Origin of the sequence: Rhizorhabdus sp. (genome assembly GCF_018006725.1) — a bacterium.
Lineage (GTDB): Bacteria > Pseudomonadota > Alphaproteobacteria > Sphingomonadales > Sphingomonadaceae > Rhizorhabdus.
This window is the reverse complement of the sequence record NZ_JAGMXV010000017.1, coordinates 23,187-41,497: the sequence shown is the minus strand read 5'-3', so window position 1 is coordinate 41,497 and position 18,311 is coordinate 23,187. Positions and strand designations below refer to the sequence as shown.

The 18,311-nt window shown below is 64.5% G+C and carries 18 protein-coding genes; 9 read left to right on the top strand and 9 right to left on the bottom strand.

What is annotated here, in order from left to right:
* Window positions 1-86: 86 nt before the first annotated feature.
* Complete coding sequence (locus tag KAY22_RS04625) at window positions 87-1,544, bottom strand: HAMP domain-containing sensor histidine kinase (protein WP_296620552.1); 1,458 nt, start codon at window positions 1,542-1,544, stop codon at window positions 87-89.
* Window positions 1,544-2,401, bottom strand: coding sequence for a PhnD/SsuA/transferrin family substrate-binding protein (locus KAY22_RS04620; protein WP_296620549.1), 858 nt, complete (start codon window positions 2,399-2,401; stop codon window positions 1,544-1,546). Before KAY22_RS04620 ends, KAY22_RS04625 begins: the two co-directional genes overlap by 1 nt.
* A gap of 142 nt (window positions 2,402-2,543) precedes the next feature.
* Here KAY22_RS04620 and KAY22_RS04615 point away from each other — a divergent pair, with 142 nt between their 5' ends.
* The 5 genes from KAY22_RS04615 to KAY22_RS04595 all read left to right on the top strand — a co-directional run bounded on the left by KAY22_RS04615 (window position 2,544) and on the right by KAY22_RS04595 (window position 5,341).
* Window positions 2,544-2,909 carry a metalloregulator ArsR/SmtB family transcription factor gene (locus KAY22_RS04615; protein WP_296620547.1) on the top strand — a complete coding sequence of 122 codons (366 nt, stop codon included), beginning with the start codon at window positions 2,544-2,546 and terminating at the stop codon, window positions 2,907-2,909.
* Window positions 2,906-3,409: an arsenate reductase ArsC gene (locus KAY22_RS04610; RefSeq protein WP_296620544.1), complete on the top strand. Its 504-nt coding sequence runs from the start codon at window positions 2,906-2,908 to the stop codon at window positions 3,407-3,409. Before KAY22_RS04615 ends, KAY22_RS04610 begins: the two co-directional genes overlap by 4 nt.
* The gene (arsB, locus tag KAY22_RS04605) at window positions 3,406-4,479 is read left to right on the top strand and encodes an ACR3 family arsenite efflux transporter (protein ID WP_296620542.1); all 1,074 of its coding nucleotides are present in this window, start codon (window positions 3,406-3,408) and stop codon (window positions 4,477-4,479) included. Before KAY22_RS04610 ends, arsB begins: the two co-directional genes overlap by 4 nt.
* A gap of 44 nt (window positions 4,480-4,523) precedes the next feature.
* A complete protein-coding gene (locus KAY22_RS04600) occupies window positions 4,524-4,802 on the top strand; it encodes a hypothetical protein (protein WP_296620539.1) in 279 nt (92 codons plus the stop codon).
* A 110-nt stretch (window positions 4,803-4,912) separates the two neighbouring features.
* Window positions 4,913-5,341, top strand: a complete 429-nt coding sequence (locus tag KAY22_RS04595) for a GNAT family N-acetyltransferase (protein WP_296620538.1) — start codon at window positions 4,913-4,915, stop codon at window positions 5,339-5,341.
* Window positions 5,342-5,536: 195 nt separating this feature from the next.
* On the opposite strand, the gene KAY22_RS04590 is transcribed toward KAY22_RS04595, so the two are convergent.
* The 3 genes from KAY22_RS04590 to KAY22_RS04580 form a co-directional block, all read right to left on the bottom strand.
* Window positions 5,537-6,796 (bottom strand): HNH endonuclease, encoded by a 1,260-nt coding sequence (locus KAY22_RS04590; RefSeq protein ID WP_296620536.1) that lies wholly within the window; start codon window positions 6,794-6,796, stop codon window positions 5,537-5,539.
* Window positions 6,797-6,829: 33 nt separating this feature from the next.
* Window positions 6,830-7,960, bottom strand: coding sequence for an abortive infection family protein (locus KAY22_RS04585; RefSeq protein ID WP_296620533.1), 1,131 nt, complete (start codon window positions 7,958-7,960; stop codon window positions 6,830-6,832).
* 67 nt (window positions 7,961-8,027) lie between these two features.
* A complete protein-coding gene (locus KAY22_RS04580) occupies window positions 8,028-9,047 on the bottom strand; it encodes a tyrosine-type recombinase/integrase (protein ID WP_296620530.1) in 1,020 nt (339 codons plus the stop codon).
* 192 nt (window positions 9,048-9,239) lie between these two features.
* On the opposite strand from KAY22_RS04580, the gene KAY22_RS04575 reads away from it, so the two are divergent.
* Both KAY22_RS04575 and KAY22_RS04570 read left to right on the top strand, forming a co-directional pair.
* Window positions 9,240-10,145 carry a DUF1403 family protein gene (locus tag KAY22_RS04575; RefSeq protein ID WP_296620528.1) on the top strand — a complete coding sequence of 302 codons (906 nt, stop codon included), beginning with the start codon at window positions 9,240-9,242 and terminating at the stop codon, window positions 10,143-10,145.
* Window positions 10,146-10,150: 5 nt separating this feature from the next.
* Window positions 10,151-10,825, top strand: coding sequence for an SMC-Scp complex subunit ScpB (locus KAY22_RS04570; RefSeq protein WP_296620526.1), 675 nt, complete (start codon window positions 10,151-10,153; stop codon window positions 10,823-10,825).
* Here the strand turns inward: KAY22_RS04570 and KAY22_RS04565 are convergent, their stop codons facing one another.
* From KAY22_RS04565 to KAY22_RS04550, 4 genes are all read right to left on the bottom strand, one after another.
* Entirely contained in the window at window positions 10,826-11,842 is a 1,017-nt protein-coding gene (locus tag KAY22_RS04565; RefSeq protein ID WP_296620523.1) for a TniQ family protein, read from the bottom strand.
* An 89-nt stretch (window positions 11,843-11,931) separates the two neighbouring features.
* Window positions 11,932-12,981, bottom strand: a complete 1,050-nt coding sequence (locus tag KAY22_RS04560; RefSeq protein WP_296620521.1) for a TniQ family protein — start codon at window positions 12,979-12,981, stop codon at window positions 11,932-11,934.
* A 1-nt stretch (window position 12,982) separates the two neighbouring features.
* On the bottom strand, window positions 12,983-13,894 hold the full coding sequence (locus KAY22_RS04555; protein WP_296620519.1) for a TniB family NTP-binding protein: 912 nt from the start codon (window positions 13,892-13,894) through the stop codon (window positions 12,983-12,985).
* Window position 13,895: 1 nt separating this feature from the next.
* Window positions 13,896-15,566, bottom strand: coding sequence for a Mu transposase C-terminal domain-containing protein (locus KAY22_RS04550; RefSeq protein WP_296620516.1), 1,671 nt, complete (start codon window positions 15,564-15,566; stop codon window positions 13,896-13,898).
* Window positions 15,567-15,705: 139 nt separating this feature from the next.
* On the opposite strand from KAY22_RS04550, the gene KAY22_RS04545 reads away from it, so the two are divergent.
* Both KAY22_RS04545 and KAY22_RS04540 read left to right on the top strand, forming a co-directional pair.
* Window positions 15,706-16,971 carry a hypothetical protein gene (locus KAY22_RS04545; protein WP_296620514.1) on the top strand — a complete coding sequence of 422 codons (1,266 nt, stop codon included), beginning with the start codon at window positions 15,706-15,708 and terminating at the stop codon, window positions 16,969-16,971.
* A 179-nt stretch (window positions 16,972-17,150) separates the two neighbouring features.
* Window positions 17,151-18,203 carry a hypothetical protein gene (locus KAY22_RS04540; RefSeq protein ID WP_296620511.1) on the top strand — a complete coding sequence of 351 codons (1,053 nt, stop codon included), beginning with the start codon at window positions 17,151-17,153 and terminating at the stop codon, window positions 18,201-18,203.
* The last annotated feature ends 108 nt before the right edge of the window (window positions 18,204-18,311 follow it).

Genomic DNA, 18,311 nt, shown 5'->3' with positions numbered 1-18,311 from the left:
CCGGGCGATAGCCCTCGATCTCCAGGCGATGGGCCAGTGTGCCGCCGATGATCGCGTCGTCCTCGACGATTCCGATCGGAAGGTTGCTAGGCTGCATGATCGACCGGTCTCCGTGGCTGGAGCGGGATCGCGACGATGACCTGCGATCCATGCTCGTGGCGTCCGAGGGTGATGCTGCCGTCCAGCCGCGCGACGAGGCGGGCGGTGGTCCACAGGCCGAGGCCGCTGGTCCCCTTGGGCGGGGTCTCGGCGGGCTGGCCGGTGAGAATGTCGGCCATCGGGGCCGGCAGGCCCGGCCCTTCGTCGGCAATGACGAACACCAGGGCATCCTGGTCGTCCAGCCGCGCGGTCAGCCTGACCAGGCCGCCGGTCGGCGATGCGGCGCAGGCATTGAGCAGAAGGTTGAGCAGGATCTGGCGGATGGTGCCGCCTTCGGCCTCGACGCTGTCCGGCAGGCTGCTCTGCCAGGCGATGCGCAGCCGCCGGGCCTCGGCTTCGTGCTGAATCAGGAAGGGCAGATCCTCCAGGTCGCCGCCGGTCAGCCGGGAGGGATCGCCGCCGCCCTTGTAGCTGACGAGCGTGGCGCGCACGACGTTGCGGATGCCCGCCAGCCCGCGATGCAGGAAATCGAGCGACCGCCGACGGATCTCCGGGTCATGGCCATGGGCCTGCAGCGTGTCGATCGCGTTCAGCATGCCGCCCAACGGGTTGTTCACCTCGTGGGCCATACCGGAGGCGAGCTTGCCCAGCAGCGCCAGCTTCTCCTCATCGGCCAGCCGCGCCGCCAGGTTCTTGCGTTCCTCCAGCGCCCGGACCAGGTCGTTGAACTGGAGGAAGGCGTCGCTGAACTCGGCCCCGACCCGCCTGAATTCCGGTTCGGCGATGGCGACCACCTCGCCGTCCCTGGCCCGGCGCAGATGGCGCGCCAGGATGCCAAGGGGATGAACCATGCGGCCGACCAGCAGGTAGCCGACCGCGCCGAAGGCGACCGTCAGCGCGGCGTTGACCAGTAGCAGCGTCAGGGCGACCTCGCGCCGCACCGCCAGCAGGTCGGTGATGTCGATCTCGGCGAACAACCGGCCGATCAGGATGCCGCCTTCGCGTAGGTCGCGCGCGGCCCAGGCCCGGCCGGCACGCTCGTCGATGGTCAGGCTGCCCGGCACGAACCGGTTCTCCAGGGCGGACGGCATCGCCGTCTGGGTGGGGAAGCGATCGGGGTCGGACGAGGCAAGGATCTGGCCGTCGGGCGTGGTGACGACGGTGTAGAGGGCGCGCAGGCCGGAATACTGGCCCCGCGCCCGATCCAGCCCGTCGAACACTTCCCAGACGTCGCGCCGGATCACCGCCGGCATCGTCGCCGTCGACAGGCCGTCGAGGAAGGCGCCGGCCAGGCTCTGCAGATGGTTTTCCTGCTCGGTCGACAGGCGGGACAGCACCGCCTGCGACAGCCCCATGGCCGCGGCGACCACGATCAGCACGACGCTGAGCGGGACTTTGACCGCCAGGGGCCAGGCCGCGATGCCGCCCCTGAGCCGCCCGGGCATCACAGGCTCTCCCGCACCTGGGCATATTTGGCGGCGATGCCGTCAAACAGCGCCGGCTCGGCCGCGCTGAAGCCGTCCAGGCGCAGTTCCGCCAGCACCGTGCGGCCGAGCGGGTCACCGGCCATGCCCTGCAGCGCCGCGGCGAGCGCCGAGACACCCGGCTGGCCAGCGGCCGAGCGCAGGCAGGCGACGGGCGGGAAGCCCAGCCATTCCGAGCGGCGCAGCACCCGGGTGGCACCGACGAGGCCCGGCTCGGTCTCCTTCATCACCTCCCAGACATAGCCGTCGACCGACCCGCTCTGGGCCAGGCCCGCGGCCACGGCGCGGATTACGTTGCGATGGCCGTAGGTGAAGAACACCCGGCTGAAGAAACTGTCGGGCGTCGCGCCGAGATCGGCCAGCAGGCAGCGGGTGACGAGAAACCCGGAGTTGCTTTCCGGGTCCGAGAACGCATGGATGCCGCCGCGCAGGTCGGCAAAGTCACGGGCGGGCGCGCCCTCCCGCACGATGACGTAGGACTGGTAGAGCGGCCGGCCGCGGAACAGCGGCACCCCGACCAGGGCCAGGCGGTCGGCGTGCTGGACGAAGGGAAAACCGCAAATCCAGGCGGCGTCGAGCTGGCCGGTCAGCAGCAGCGCGGTGATCTCCTGGTAGGTGCGCCGCTTGACCAGCGCGACCGGCCCGCCGGTGGCCCGCTCGAGATAGGCCTCGAGGTTCGCCAGGAGCTGGATGTCGGAATCGAGGAAGACCGGGGTCAGGCCGAAGCTCAGCCCGCCGGCGGCGGCCGCCGGCCTCTGCCGGGCGATGGATAGCGCGCAGGCCACCACCCCGGCGGCCATCATGGCGCGACGGGTCAAGCCTGGCCCTGGTCGGGCTGCGGGTTTCTGCATCGCCCGCTCCGTTTCCTACCCCGGTCATGCCCGCTGTCACGGAACTGTCTTTTGACAGCCCTCGGACACGCGGCTATGCATGATCCATCATTTCTGTGATTATTGAAATATGGAAACGAAACAGGTCATCGCAGCGCTTGCCGCTCTCGCCCAGGAAAACCGCCTCGCGGTCTATCGCCTTCTGGTCGAACGCGGCCCCGCCGGGGAATCGGCTGGCACGATCGCCGCGGCGCTCGAGCTGCCGGCGTCGTCGCTGTCCTTCCACCTGGCGCAACTGCGCCATGCCGGGCTGGTGACGCAGCGCCGCCAGAGCCGGCAACTGATCTACGCCGCGGATATTACAGCCATGAACGCGCTGGTCGGATATCTGACGGCCAATTGCTGCGGCAATCCCACCACGGCCGCGCCGGTCTGTTGTCCCGTGCCGGCGGTCGCCGAACCCGTCGCCACCAAACGCGCCCGAGGCCGATCGTGAGCAACCACTACAACGTCCTCTTCCTCTGCACCGGCAACTCCGCCCGGTCGATCCTGGCCGAGAGCCTGCTGAACAGCATGGGCGGCGACCGGTTCACCGGCTACAGCGCGGGCAGCTACCCCAAGGGGCAGGTCCATCCGCTCGCGCTCGAACTGTTGGATGGCCTGCACCTGCCGACGGCCGGCCTGCGCAGCAAGAGCTGGGACGAATTCGCCAAGGCGGGGGCGCCGCCGATCGACTTTATCTTCACCGTCTGCGACTCCGCCGCCGGCGAGGTCTGCCCGGTCTGGCCAGGCAAGCCGGTCACGGCGCATTGGGGCATTCCGGATCCGGCCGCGGTCGAAGGCCCCGACGAGGTGCGCCGGAAGGCCTTCAAGGATGCCTTCTCGGCCATGCAGGCCCGCCTGCGGCTGTTCGTCAATCTGCGCCTCGAAGCGCTCGACGGCATGTCGCTGCAGCACGAGCTCGACGCCATCGGCAAGACCACGGCACCGACATGAGCGGCGCGGCCGACACGATCGGCACCCCGGCGCGCCCTGGCCTCGGCGTTTTCGAACGCTATCTGACGATCTGGGTTGGCCTGTGCATCGTCGCCGGCATCGCGCTGGGCCATTGGTTTCCGGCCGCGTTCCAGGCGGTCGGCCGGCTTGAGGTGGCCCAGGTCAACCTGCCGGTGGCGGTGCTGATCTGGCTGATGATCGTGCCGATGCTGCTGAAGATCGATTTCACGGCGCTGGGGCATGTCGCCGGCCAGTGGCGCGGCATCGGGGTGACGCTGTTCATCAACTGGGCGGTCAAGCCGTTCTCGATGGCGTTGCTCGGCTGGCTGTTCATCGGCTGGCTGTTCCGGCCGCTGCTGCCCGAGGCGCAGATCGACAGCTACATCGCCGGGCTGATCCTGCTGGCCGCGGCGCCCTGCACCGCGATGGTCTTCGTCTGGTCGAACCTGTGCGACGGCGAGCCGCATTTCACCCTGAGCCAGGTGGCCGTCAACGACGCCATCATGGTGGTGGCCTTCGCCCCGATCGTCGGCCTGCTGCTCGGCCTGTCGGCGATCACCGTGCCCTGGTCGACGCTGCTCCTGTCGGTCGCGCTCTACATCGTCATCCCCGTCGCGGTCGCGCAAGCCTGGCGCCGCGGGCTGATCGCCGCCGGCGGCCATGCCGCCCTCGACCGGCTGCTTGCCCGCCTCGGGCCGCTGTCGCTCGGCGCGCTGCTGCTGACCCTGGTCCTGCTGTTCGGTTTCCAGGGCGAGCAGATCATCGCCCAGCCCGGCGTGATCCTGCTGCTGGCCGTGCCGATCCTGATCCAGGTCTATTTCAACTCGGGCCTCGCCTATCTGCTGAACCGCTATTTCGGCGTGCCCCACTGCGTCGCCGGGCCCTCGGCCCTGATCGGCGCCTCCAACTTCTTCGAGCTGGCGGTCGCCGCGGCGATCAGCCTGTTCGGGTTCAATTCCGGTGCCGCGCTCGCCACCGTCGTCGGCGTGCTGATCGAGGTGCCGGTCATGCTGTCGGTCGTGCGCATCGTCAACGCCAGCAGAGCTTGGTACGAGCGCACGCCCCGCTAGGGGCCGACACCTCGCCACCCACGCAACACGATAATGAGGGGAACATGCGTCTGCTAGCCGCCACCCTGCTTGCTGTCTCGCTTCTGGTCGGCACCTCGGCCTGCGCGACCGATACGAAATCGTCGGCCTACGACAAGCCGGGCTTCACCACCAAGGTCGTCGACGGCCGGCTCTGGGTCTTCCGCAGCGACTCCAAGGAGCTTCAAAACTTCGAGAAGGGCGTCGAGCCCAGCCAGCTCGTGACCCGGATCGCGGCCGGCCCGGGCGGCATGACTCTCAAGTCCCCGGACGCCAAGATCCTGGACGAGTACCTCGCGAAGTAACCTGCGCCCGGGCCGGAGGCAGCCGGCATCGGCAATCCGCGATGCCCGTTGCCCCCGCAGCCCGGCCTGGCGGAGAATTCGCCTGAAGACAGTCAGGCGAGGACGAGACGTTGAAGATTCGCGTGGCCGAAACGGCCGATGCCGCGGCGATCCAGACCATCTATGCGCCGATCGTGCGCGAGACGGCGATTTCCTTCGAGGATGAACCGCCGATCGTCGCGGAGATGGCGCGCCGGATCCAGGACACCCTGGCCGTCTACCCCTACTTGGTCGCCGAGGATGGCGACCACCTGCTTGGCTATGTCTACGCCAGCCCCCATCGGGCGCGTGCCGCCTATCGCTGGTCGGTCGACGTGACGGCCTATGTCACCGAGGGCGCTCGCCGCGGCGGCGTCGGCCGGGCGCTCTACGGCGCCCTGCTCGAGATCCTGACCCGGCAGGGTTTCCATTCGGCCTATGCCGGCATCGCCCTGCCCAACGATGCCAGCGTCGCGCTGCACGAGGCAGTCGGGTTCGAGGCGCCCGGGCGTCTACCGTGAGGTCGGCTTCAAGCACGGCCGCTGGCACGACGTCGGCTGGTGGCGCCGGGCGCTAGCCCAGGCGACGCCACCGAGCGAGCCGGTGAGGTTTTCTGAGCTCGGCCGATGATTTCGGGGTTCAGCAGGGAGACCGGGGTAGCCCGGCGTTGCGCCTGATCTGGCGGGCGGCAATCGTATAGGCAGCGACGGCATTCATCAGCTACGGGCGCGTCCGAGGTTCAGGACATGCAGCAGGCCCGGGCGATAGTCGGCGGCTGGCACGACTGTCGCGCGCAAGCTGGGGTGCTTTTCAAAAAGTGCTAGCCGCTCCGTTTCGCTTTCGCCGTGAAGTCCCGCGAACAGCAGCTGGCATGCGGCTTCGGTGGCACTCTCACTGGCGGCAAGCGATGTTCTTCCGGCGTAGCGATTGACCAGCGTGTCCGCATCGTCGATCAGGGTTAGGGTTTCGAGGCTCAAGTGCATGAAGTCCTCGACATACGGGGCTCGCTGTTCTGGCTTGGGTCGCGGATCGAATTGCCAATGTGCCAGACGCTCGTTTCGGAACTTTGTGATTGCCTTGCAGGACTCAGACGCCCCCAGTGCGACGATGCGTTTTCGTAGCAGCGCTGCATCTACCTTGGTCTGTTCAGCCTCGGTCGCACCCCCCATGAATTCGGTGAATATATGCAGTTCGCGCTGGACCTCGGTATTGCCCATTGTCCGATGCAGCTCTGGCAGCGATGCGGTTCCTCTTGTAGTGTCCCAAAGCCTGGCGAGCAGCTGGTTTGATCCGATAATTTCGAGATAAATGAGGCGACGCAGGGTGTCGGCGGCAAGCGTCTTGTCCAGCGCTGGCGACGAGAACTTATCGCTTATCGCAACAAGCATGCCTCGCGCTTGTGCGAGCCAGCTTGCGCTGAGACGGATAGTAGCCAACAGATTGACCAGCCGACCCATTCCCCTCAACGGATTGCTACTTGATCCGGGTCGCGACGGCGTTTCAGCTTCGAACTCTTGTCGCGGGTCGTCGGCTTCATGGTCGCTTTGGGCACCTGCTTCGTCCCGGACTGTGGCCCCTGCGGTCGCCAGAAGCCGCGCCAGCAAGGCACCCATTTCCTGATCAATCAGGGCCAGATCCGTTGCCGGCGCCAGCAACCGCGGTGCCGGAGGTGCCGCGCGGTTCAACTCGCGCAGCCGCGCCACCTCGTCATAGGTGGGAGCACGATGAGCCTTCTCGGTATTGCAGGGCGAGCAGGCGAAAACCTTGTTGGACCAATCCTTCCGGCCGCCTCGCGCAATCGGAAAGACGTGCTCCTTCGTATAGAAGCGCCCGTCACCCTTGGGGTGACCTTTGCCGGCTGCCTGCCGAAGCAACGGTTTCTGGCAATAGAAACATTGGCCACCTTGCGCGTCGAAGCGCGCCGCCACCGCCTTGTCATCCAGTGCATTGCTGCGACTGCTGCCGTTTTTCTTCATGCCCCCTCTGGCCGCACATTCGGTGTCATAGAATCAGTTTTTACCGGCCGTTCGGGCTGACCACGTCGATACGAGAAACATTGAAATCGACCCCGCTAAATTGACCGCAAGTTCAGCATGTCGTGCCAAGGGCCTCACTGGCTTCTTTCCCTGGCCGTGGGAATCTCCAAGTTGGTTTCGAACGGCCGCCAGACCCCCGACCACAGCCTGGCAGCCGCCGAGGATCGTCTTGAAAACGGCTTCCGAATGCTGGTTCGGAGCCAGTCTCAGCGATTCCGCGGCCTTGGCATAGAGTTTCGGTAGGTCATCCCTCGACCCGTACGTCCCACCCCCCTCTTCGATGATGTGCTTGCAGACGGATTCCAGTAGCGATTTTGCCGCGGTGATCGCGCCGTCCGGATCGTTCCGCCGGCGCGCCAGCGCTTTTTCCCAAGCAGCGTGGACGCCACCCTCATCGAAGGACTTCAGCGCTTTTGAAATATCAGGGTCGGCCGGAGGTGTTCCGGTCGGCATCGACTGAACACCGTATGATGGATATCCGGACACCTGTCGTGTCACTACCAAGTGAAACCCATCGCGCTCCAGGATCGGGTTCAGGGCTTGGATAATGGCATCTTGCTCATTCTGGTTTCGGCGTTTCGGGTCAACCACGTCAGCCAAAAAGGCAAAAATCGTAGCTTGGGAGCAGTTCCGAAATCCTACGGCATCCAGGGTATCGCGATTGCTCCAGTCATCATGGTCAACAGCGTGCCGCCAGATTTTTTCCGCAAGCGATTCACCGAAATCGATAGGCCTTTCTATGCCCGGCCAGTGGGAACGCATCATCTCCACCAGCTCGAGGTCGCCTGATAGCGAGAAAGGTTCCAGGGCTTTCATCAGGTGCAGTCGCGTCAAGTCGGTCACAAGGCCGCCCTCGTTCCTGAGTTGTGCGACGGCAGCCTGCAGCTTGTCGGACCGGTGATCCGCCAGGACCCGCTCGGCGATCACGAGCACCTGCTCGTCGGAAAGATTTTTCAGGCGCGACAGGACATAGGTTTTCTTGCTTGCAAATGCCTCCTGGTCGTTCCCGGGCGCCAAGCCGTACCTCTCGCACGCTGCGGGCAACTCGTAAGACTTGGTCGGATAAAGTGCTTCTGCGACCAGATGCCTAATCTGGGATTTCATCCTTCGCCCCCCTTTTGCCGGCCGCGCGGCTTTTTATTATGCGGCACCCGTCTCGTTCGGCGGCAATCTAAAGGCCGGCGGCTTTTGTCATATTTACTCTGAACCGGCCGCGGCGGCGCTGATAGCGCCGCGTCATCTCCGCCGACGCATGCCCCATCTGTTTCTGGGCATAACGTTCGTCAATATCTGATGACGCAAAGCCAGCGCGAAGCGAATGACCGGCAAACATGGCTGATCGCTCGCCCTCCGACGCGTCGCCACGGATGCCGGCGGCGAGCGCCGTGCGCTTTACCAGGCGAGCGACGTGACGCCCGCTCAGGCGGTCGGGCAAGGCACGCATGCCGTCCTGCGAGATGCGCCGGAACACCGGCCCATGGGCAATCCGGCCAAGATGCAGCCAGGTCTCCAGCGCGCGAACAGGGCAGCTCAACTCGCTCGAGCCGCGGCCGATCTCGACCTCGCGCCAGCGCTCCCCCTTGCCCTTGATGGTGAGGAGCATCCCCTCCTCCAGGAGGGCCAACCAGCCGACGCCTTCTTCAGTCTCGCCGCGGCCGACATCCAGTCCGACGATCTCGCTGCGGCGAAGACCGCCGGCGTATCCCAGCAGCAAGATGCTGCGATCGCGCAGACCACGCAGATCGCGGCCGTCAATCTCAGCCATACGGATGACGTCTTCCGCCAGCACCGGCTCCTTGCCGACGGACGGGCGCGCGTAGGTGCGGCGGATGCCGGCAAGGACCTGGGCGATATGCGGGTCTCGCCGATCGATCACGAGGCCGCGCTGGGTGTAGTGCCAGCTCAGCCCGGCTAGGCGGCGCTCCAGGGTGCCTACGGATATCTGTTCGCCGGCGCGACCCGTGGCGCAAGCCGTGAGGTAGAGGCCGATCGTCGGCGGCGACGGCGGCAGGGCCGACAGCCCCTTGGAAGCACACCAGGCGGAGAAATGGCGCCAGTCAGCCCCGTACGCGCGCCGGGTGTTGGCCGATTGTGCTCGACGGGCGAACTCGCGGGCCTTCTCGGCGAGGGTCTCCAGATGGGAGAGCTCTGTCGGTGTCGCCGCCAGGGCGGGGAGGGTCTCGTCGGTCACCGAGAGGGTTCCGGGGCTGTTTTCGGCCTTTTCAGCCTATCCGAATAGGCTGCGGAAATCATGTCCGATAATTGAAACTTATCGGACATGTTCAGCTAGGAAATCGCAGGGCGGTTTGTCGTATATTTTTCACCTCAAAGCGCCCTCGACTTGCTACGATTCGAGCCGCCTTCCTTCTTGAAGTCGTTGCTGATGGATTTGCCGCATCCCCCGCCCTGGCTCCGTAGCTCCGGCGCCGGCGATCACGAACTCGATGCCGCATGCGTCGCCGGAGCAGCCCTGGCGCTGCTTCATGGCGCGGCAGGCGCCGATCTGCCGGGGCGCGGCGTCTGGCTCGATCGCCAGGCGCTGCGCGCTGCCGTCTGCTGTTGCGCGGCCGCCGGCCGGCGCGAGGGCGAGCCGGATATCCGTGATGCCGTGCATATGACGCCGACGGGCGAAAACCCGGGCCCGGCCGGCCGGCTCTACGGTTTCTGGCGCGAGGCGGCGCGGCGATCGCCCGAGCTCGATGACGACAAAGTCTCTGCAGGGCGGCGATTGCTCGGCCTCAGCCCATCCACCGCGGAGGATCTGGTCTCTATCGCGCGAGAGCTGGCGACCGGTGACCGGGTCGGGATGGTTGCGGCGGTCGAACTGACCGCTCGATTCGCCGCGCTGCCGGCTGAGGCCGAGCCTTTTGCTCTTTGGCTCGCCGATATCGTGCTGGCCCGTCGGTCGGGTTGGCCTGTCACCGTGCCGCTGTTCGCCTGCGCGCTCCAGCGACCGCGGGGCGGTGTTGGCCGCCTGGTTCGTCAGGAACGCGACACGTGGCGCCGCGAGGTGCTTGCCGGCGTCGCGGCGGCGGCCCTGGAGGGCCTTGCCCAGGCCCAGGACCTCGCGGCCCGGGCCAGCCGGCTTACGGCCGCCGTTCCCCGTCTGCGGGCCAAGGGGGCCGAACCGTTGCTCGCCGCCGTGCTGGAGCGGGATGCCGTCGCTCCGGCAGCCCCCATGCTGACGATGACGGCCCGCAGCCGGCGCCGGCTGTTCGACCGTCTTGTCGGCCTGGGTCTCGTTCGCGAGCTGACCGGGCGTCCGACCTTCCGCCTCTATGGGTTATGACTGCCATGAAAAAACCGGCCGTAGGTCGCCCGGCCCTCGATCGAGATCTCGCGCACCTTCCTGCCGAGCTGCGCTGGCGCGAATGGATGGGACGGGTCGAAGTCGTTATTTTCGCCGCCGGCGAACCGGTCCCCCGGCAGATCCTGACAGGGCTCGTGGGCGACGGCTGCAATCTCGACCTGCTGATCGACGACATCCGGGCTGAGCTGCAGCCTCGGCCGTTCGATATCGTGCCCGTCGCCGGCGGAGCCTGGCAGTACCGGACCCGGCCCGCCTTCGCCGATGTGATCGCGGCCGCGGCGATAGTGCGGCAAGCGGCCGAGCTTCCCGAGCTTGACGGGTTGGCGCTCATCACCGTGGCCTATCATCAGCCGGTTACCCGGGCGGAAGTGGGCCGGATCCTCGGTAAGGACATTCCCCGGGAAGTCTTCGCCCGGCTGCGCGCCCTCGATCTGATTGGCCCAGGCCCCCGCAGTCCATCGCCTGGTGCCCCCTATACCTTCGTCACGACCGACCGATTCCTGACGGTCTACGGCCTCGAAACCCTGCATGATCTTCCTGACATCGAGCGTCTACGCGATGCCGGCCTGCTTTCCAACGAGGACGTGCTTGCCGATCTCCTACCGCCGGACGACGACCCCGATCATGCCGGCGTCGACGACGAGGACGACGACAACTGATCAGGTTTCCAAATCTTTCTGACCCATTACGAATTCCCTATAGGCCTTGAGCAGGTCGTAGATGTTGCTAGGGCCGCTGGGCTTGGCCTTACGGCGCACTGGTGCTTTCGGACGTGGCCAGGAATCGTCGCTATCCGATGTTCGTCCATGGCTCTCGAGCAGATGGCGAAGATGCAGCTGCCATGGCAAAGGCGGCGCGCTCATCGGTAGTGTCACGGCAGGGCGTCGGCCCGTGCCACGGCGATGGTAAAGTGCGCGGCGAGCGTCCCAGCTCATGGTCGTCAACCGCACCGCTCGTCCGGGAAGTTGCAACAGCTGCTCCCGCAACCTGACAGAGTCCAGCATGCAGCTGCTCCTGCCTTGCCACGAGCTCGTTTCAACGACGGTCGCATTGAAATCGACCAGCGCCTTGATCGAGTGACTGAGCCGGCTCGCCGGCAAGCCAAGCCGATCGACCGGCGCAGACCTCAGATTCCAGCCGCATTGCCGGCAGAGATGGACCGGGTGGATCTCCTCTCCTTCCGGAATACCGACAGGTGCCATGCACAGCGGGCAATTGTCCCGCAGCGCAGTGTGGTGGATGCCGCAATGAAGGAGAGTTGCGAGGCGCCAGCTTCGCCGGAAATACGGACGTTCATCCTCGCGCCAGCAAGCGGGGCAAAACTGGAGCCAGCCTGGCTCCCGTTGATTTCCGTCATGTGGAACGTTGAGCGCCAGCGGCGTAAGCCAGTCTTGCATCATCAAGCTGTACAATGCTTGCGGCGTACGCCCGGTCTGATGGGAGAGGGAGTGGATCAACCAATCGGGGCAAGCATGATCGACTTGCCTGAGAGCTGGAAAATTCCGCACGCCGAGCGCTTTGCCGAGCTGCGGCAGAGATATACCATTCGCGAGGGCAACCGCATGCAGCCAGCTCGACAGCAATTCGTAGGACCGGGGACTAACCTTGATCGGCCAGCCGTAGGGCAAGACACTTTCGTAGCCGGACTCGAGAACCTCAACCACAAAATTTGCCATTATCCCCGCTCGCCATAGGAAGTTTCCCCGTGTCGCTCGTGGTGAACCACGGCGATCAGCTCATCCACCCATAGTGCCGCGGAGAGGGTTCAAGTTCGGCTAGGAAAAGGGCCGCCGCGCCGTACTAAAAAGTCCCCGTAGCTCTTCAGCAAATCGTACATACTGGTGTTGATCTCGATGTGGACGAATTTCTTGGTGAACGGCTGCGTAAGCAGCTGACGCTGTCGGGCCGGTCGCGGCCTTTCGTCTTCGGGATCGACCATCTCGATCATCTTGCCGGCGCGACCAGCGTTATCGAGCAGAAAGCGCCGCCATTCTCGCGCGGGCTCGTCCGCCGATGTCGGTAGGTACTGATTCAGGCTGAACATGATTTCCCGATAAAGAACACTGCGGCCCTGTACGCTCAACCTCGTCAGGTGTCCGGAGCCATAGCCAAAAACGCTGGTCGGCAAGTACAGCAGTTGCTCGCGCAGCCGTGTTCTTTCGATGATCTCGCCATTCAGTTCATACAGGAGAAGATCATCGATCGCGCGGCTGGATCGCTCGGCAAGCCGATCGAGCAGGCTCGGTCGCGCCCGGGATAGATCGTAACCGCACCGGCGGCAAAGGTGGATTTCATGCAGGACGTCGCCTTGGGGAAACCCGATGCCGAAGCGGCAGCGGGGGCATTGATCCTTGAGGGCTTTGTAATGCTGTCGGCAATGCAGCAGCGTCGCCAGCCGCCAGTGCCGCCGGAAGTAGGGGCGGGTGTCCTCCGACCAACATGCCGGGCAGTACTGCAGCCAGGTAATTCCACCGTGTTGCGGCGCGCGAGGCTCTTGCAGCAAAAGGGTTTCAAGCCGTTCGTCGACTAGCAATGCTGCTGCTAGGTGCTCTGGCAACCTCATCTCGCCGACCAGTAGATGCCACATCCAATCCGGACAGTCGTAGTCGAGCGTTCTCAGACGGGGGGCGCCGTTCAATCCCAAGAACCGCCCGAACTGGAGTAGCGAGATGCCATTTGCCAGCGTTACCGCATGCAACCAGCTCGACAGCAACTCGTCGGGTTGCAGCTTGAAGCGAACTGGCCAATCGCTGTCGACAACGTCCTCATATCCCTGTTCCAGGACCTCAATTGCAAAGCGGTCGCGATTTTCCACGTCAGACCAGCAGGTCGCGCACCGCGGCCGTGCGCCGTGCCGTCAGCAGTATGTACGACAACTCATCGAGGAGAGCCGGCGTAATACGCTCTTTGCCCGATCTGATCGCCCGGATTGCCGCCATTCCGAGGATCGATACGGTCTCGCCGATCAAGCCTTCCGAGAGCCTAAAAATTCGGGACGCCAACGGTTCATCCGAGATGTCGGAAGGCTCGGCCAGGGGGAGCGCCGACTCAAGGCTATTGAGCAGCTGGAGGTACTCTTCGTTGAACATCCAGCGGGGAACCGAACAAAGCGGGATGCGGCTCGCCATCTCCGAGGTGCTGTTGACGTAGTCGTAGATCTGGACCTCTCCGACCAGCACTGACGAGATATCATATTCCCGGCCCAGCCGGCGGAGATACGCGAAGATGCTCTCCACGTCCTGTCGTCGACCGCGCAATGCGTTGTGGAATTCGTCGAAGATCAGGATCCTCGGCTCAAGATGGGTCAGGAGCCGGTGAACCTGTTCGGCACGCCTTGCGACGCTCGCCGGCGCCTGGATGCCGATTGGCGCTGAGGGGGCCCGAAATGCGGTGATGATGCTGCCGTAGAAATGAGCGAGGCCGGCGCCCTCGCGGGTTTGCACGATCCACACTTTCTGTGGCGCGCGCGTCGCTTCGTTGCTCCGGATATGCTGAATGGCGAAGCGCTCGATCAGCATGGTCTTACCATTCGCATAGGGACCGACCAGCATCAGTCCCGCCATTCGTAGCGACGGAGGCCGTCTGATCAGCTCTTCGAGTTCAGCATGTGTTTTTATTGCGGCTTGATAGCCCACCCAACGGGGTGAGCGGATGAAGTAGACGCGTTCCTCGATCGATCGATTGAGATACTCGATCGCCTGATCGGAGAGGTGCTCGGTGAAAGACATTTCACCATTCCTCCATGGGAAGCCGCTTCTTGCTGGGCCGCGGTGACGGCAGCGCGGCCGGCGTTTCTGACTCCATGGCTTGGTAGGGCTTCGCCGCGGCAGCAGCATGTTGAGCGCGAACCTTATTGCGAACCTCTATTTTTTTTGCCGCGATGTTACGCGCATGCGCGGAATCGCTGATCGCCCAAATCTGGCGTTGGAACCGGACCTTGTCTTGTTCAGTCGTTCCTGATCGCAACCGGCGATCGCGGCGGTGCAGCGCATATTCCCAGAGAGTGATCTTTTCCACTGAGCCATCGCGGCGACCGACGGGAACGAACTCCTTCGTGTGCGGGTGATGTAGGTAGACTCGGCTGATATCTCTCGGATCATACCGGAAGTCGAGCTTGCCCAGCCGGTCGCGGTCTGGCACGAGGGGCCTGAGGACATCCCCGTAGTAATCTATCGCATTGATACTCACGCCCTGCGGCGTCAGCGAGCGTCGTTCGTTCGGCAAGAAATGCAGCAAGACGCGAGTTGGATCGTCGTTGTGCCGTGACGCATTGCCGATCGCTTCGAGCCAGGTCGCCTGGGGCACCATCAGGGTCTTTGCCGGGCAGCGGTGGTTATGGTGCAGGATCGCCAGCGCTACGCATCGTTCGAGTTCTTCGAACGTCAGGCATGCCTGGGTCGAGGCGGGATAGTCGCCTCGGTCGGCGACCGAATTACCGGTCCGCCCATAGAGCCCGCCGAGTATGCCATTCAGGATGCCTAGCAAACGCTCGATGATTCCACCGGTGTGGACATTCCCCCGGTTTCGCAGCCGGACCTTGATGCCGAAGTCCTCGCAGGCCTGTTTGAATAGCGCCGATCTGAATTCCGCTCCCATATCGACCAGCAGCACTTTGGGGCGGCCAAACATCGGCCAGTCTTTCGCCGCCATCCCCCGGGCCTCGAGCCAATCATCCTTCCGGCAAAGTGCGTGGGCCAGGCACAGCGCGACCGAGAGCCGGCTGGGCCGCTCGAGGGTGAGACAAAAACCGAGGACAGCGTGTGAGTACACGTCGGTAGCCACCGTCAAGTACGCGCGGCCGATATAGCGAGCGCCGCCGTCGACGACCTGAATGAAATTGATATCGCTGGGAGTATGGTCGGCTTGGACCACCGCAAGCGGTCGGGGCGCGGTGATATATCCAGGTCGCGGGATCAGGCGCCGCACCGCTGCTTCACCCCCGCGATGCTTCGCTATTTCCATGCTGCTGAAGACCACGGAGATACGCTTCGTGATCGAGTTATAGGCTGGCGGACGACAGCCTGCCTCTTCCGCGCAAGCGCGAATCTCAGCAACCACCGCTGCCAGCTTGCCACTTGCTGCCAGCTTGCCACTTTCCTGCGTCAACCATCTCTGACGCAGGGTCGCCTCGATGATGCCTTCAACCTTCGGATCCAGCCGCTGCCCTCGGGCAGAGGTCTTTCGAACCAGCGCAGACGCCATCCTGCCCGCCTTGTAGCGGCCGAGCAGCGTATAAACTTGGCGCGTGCTGATGCCCAGAGCTGCCGCGGCTCGCTGGATCAGCGGCGCTCGGGCACCCGTCCCCTCCAGGACTTCTTCCAGAACACGGGCGGTATGCTGCGCCCGAACCCGAGCATCGTCGGCAAGAGCGACGACGCGAACACCAGGCTTGTGCGCCATGGATGCCGCCTTCGGTAGCTCCGATGCGCCATTTTACCATCAAATTTCTTGAAGTCTTTAGCTGAAAAATTGAAGTTTATTAGTGAAAAATCGACCGAATAATCTGTCTAACAGGCTGATTTTCCTATGGTTTCATTGATTGAAGTTTTTAGCTGAAACCGACAACCTGCCGGACGACCCCTATGGGGATGACGATGACGAGCCCGCCTTCGGGCGGCTGGAACTCGATCCGGAAATCGCAACTATTCTGCCTCAAGATATCGAGCCTGTCGAGTTGGGCCGGCTGGTCGACGCGCTGGCGCGGCGCGACCAGATCCTCGAGGACGAGGCGATCGGAGACACCGCGACCTCCGGCGGCCTGGCTTCCTGCTACCTCGCCGACCTCTGCCGGCGCGAAGCGGCCGCGTCCGCGAGCCTCGACGGGCCGGTGGTGAGCCCGGCGTTGCTGGCTCTCGCGCGCTACGATCGCGCCGCCAAGCCGGTGACACGGGCGGTGAGCGCTGCGCTGGGCCTGGAGCAGGCCTGCCTCGCCGCGTCCTCGCCGATCGCCAGCAGGGATGTCGAGTGGGTCGCACGTCTGCTGCGCCTGGCGGTCGCGGCCGATGCCAGCTGGGACCAGCCAACGGTCGTGCGGCTGTCGCCGCCGCAACAGCTCGAAGTCGCCTCTTGGCTGGCCACCCTGCCCTCCCAGCCTCGGCCCGGCGATATCCGCGGCCTGGCCGACTGGCTGCTGCAGATCGAGCGCACCGGCGCCTTCACCGAGCTGAATGCCGAGCGCATCGCGCGGATCGAGCGTAGCCGGGACGACTACGATCCGCCGTCCCGGGCCATAGCCGACGAGCACCTCACATGGACGGAAGACGGCCGGCCGGTGCGGGAGCGACTGGCGCGGCTGCTGCTCCCGCTCGGCGCCGCGCGCATCCTCGGCAGCCGGCATGCGCCGCTGTTCGTGAGCTCGGCGCTGACGACCGGCATGGACCTGGTCGACTGGCGCCAGGCCGCGCGGCTGGAAGCGGACCCAGCGGAAAGGCGCCGGCTCGGCCGCACCGTGGGGCAGAGGGCCCTGCCCGTCTGGACCCGCCAGGTATTCTCGGCACTGGAACGATCGGCTGTCGCCGAGCTCCATCGGCTGCAGTTGATCCGCGGCCTCCGCCGACGCTGGACCGAGCGGCTGCTGGCCCGCCGCCGGAGCGCGGATGCGGCCGCGATCGTCGACCTCATCCTCAAGCGCCAGGTCTTCGCCGGCAACACGCTCGAAAGCGAAGTAGGCATGACCCGCCGCAATGCCAATCTGTGGATCGAGCTGCTCGTGGACGAGGGCATGGCTAGGCCCAACAGCCCGCGCGGGTTTCCGATTTACCGTGTGGAGCGCCTGCTCGGGGACAGACTCGTCCAGGCCACCTGATCGAGCGGGTTTGCCCCCGTGCTCCCAGATTGCCGGCGATCAGTGGCGCGATGTGCGACGTCGCACGAAACCGACCTCGAATCATCGACCTGCCCGTTGCACAAATTCACGTCGCGTAACTGAGATAGAATCCGAATGCCGTTTTGGCATCCTACAGCAATCAAATGGGGGGATTTGTAATGCGCAAGCGCTTTGCGGTATTACCGATGCTTCTTGTTTGCTTCGCGGCGGGCGCGGCCCGCCCAGCCAGTGCGCAGCAGGAAGTCTGCGAAATCCTGGCACGAAATCTCCAGCCGGAGATCCTTCACCAAGGCAGCTTCCTCGAGCGGCTCACGTGGCTCAAGTCGCTTGTTGCACGCGACGAGTTTTCCTTGAGCAACGAGCTTGCAGCGCTGCGAGAGAGCCAGGATCTGTTTGTGAAACAGACATCGATCGGCGCGATGGCAACGATCGTCAAGTGCGCGGAGGTTATAGCCGCAGGCAAGAAAGAAGGCGTGTTCGCGTTCCTCGAATTTGTCAACGACGCCTCGGACTACTTCGTGATCCGGGTCCAACGACGCACCCAAGGCAACGCAACATGGACAATTTCCGACATGGCCTTCAGCAGTCCCAAGGACCCGTTTCTTGAATGCCGGCCAGCGATCAACGTTGCGACCCCGCTGACGACGAGCCTGCAGACCGTGACGATAACCTGCCGGAAGTCGCCTGAGCTGTCGATGGCCGTGACTCTAACGAGCGACGCCGGCGGCTTGGATACCATCAAGGTCCGCTCCCGCGAGGATGAGCTGCGCCGGCTCACCGCCCAAGTCGGGGAGCTGGAAGCCCGCCTCGCGCAAGTGTACCGGGCGGGCGACATCGTCGCTTCGGTAATGACCGCCCGGCAGTTCACCGATCTGCACGGCCCAGGCTGGCAATTGTGCAACGGTGACGCCGCGGGCGGAAGCTTGATGGCGAGCACGGGGACTCCACGGCTTCCTGCCATGGCGGGACGCTATCTTCGAGGCGCAACCGCAAGTGATCTCGGGACTGAGCTTGAACGAAACGTTCAGACTATCCCCGTCCTGATGCACTACAGTGGTACCGACTGGGTCCGAGCAGTCAGTTCGAGCACAGGAGATCGGGAGTTCCTTGCGATCCACAACGGCAGTTTGAAAACGAAGGACATTGACATCGGAGGAGACGAAACCCGACCCAGAAGCTACATCGTGAACTTCTTCTGCCGGACTATGTGACCTGTTTCAGCGAAGACCGCAGCGACGGAGGGGCCCCTCGGGGCCCTTCATGTCGGGCACAGGCTATGTTGTGCGACGTCGCACGTTAAGTTGCGACTTTGTCAGCCA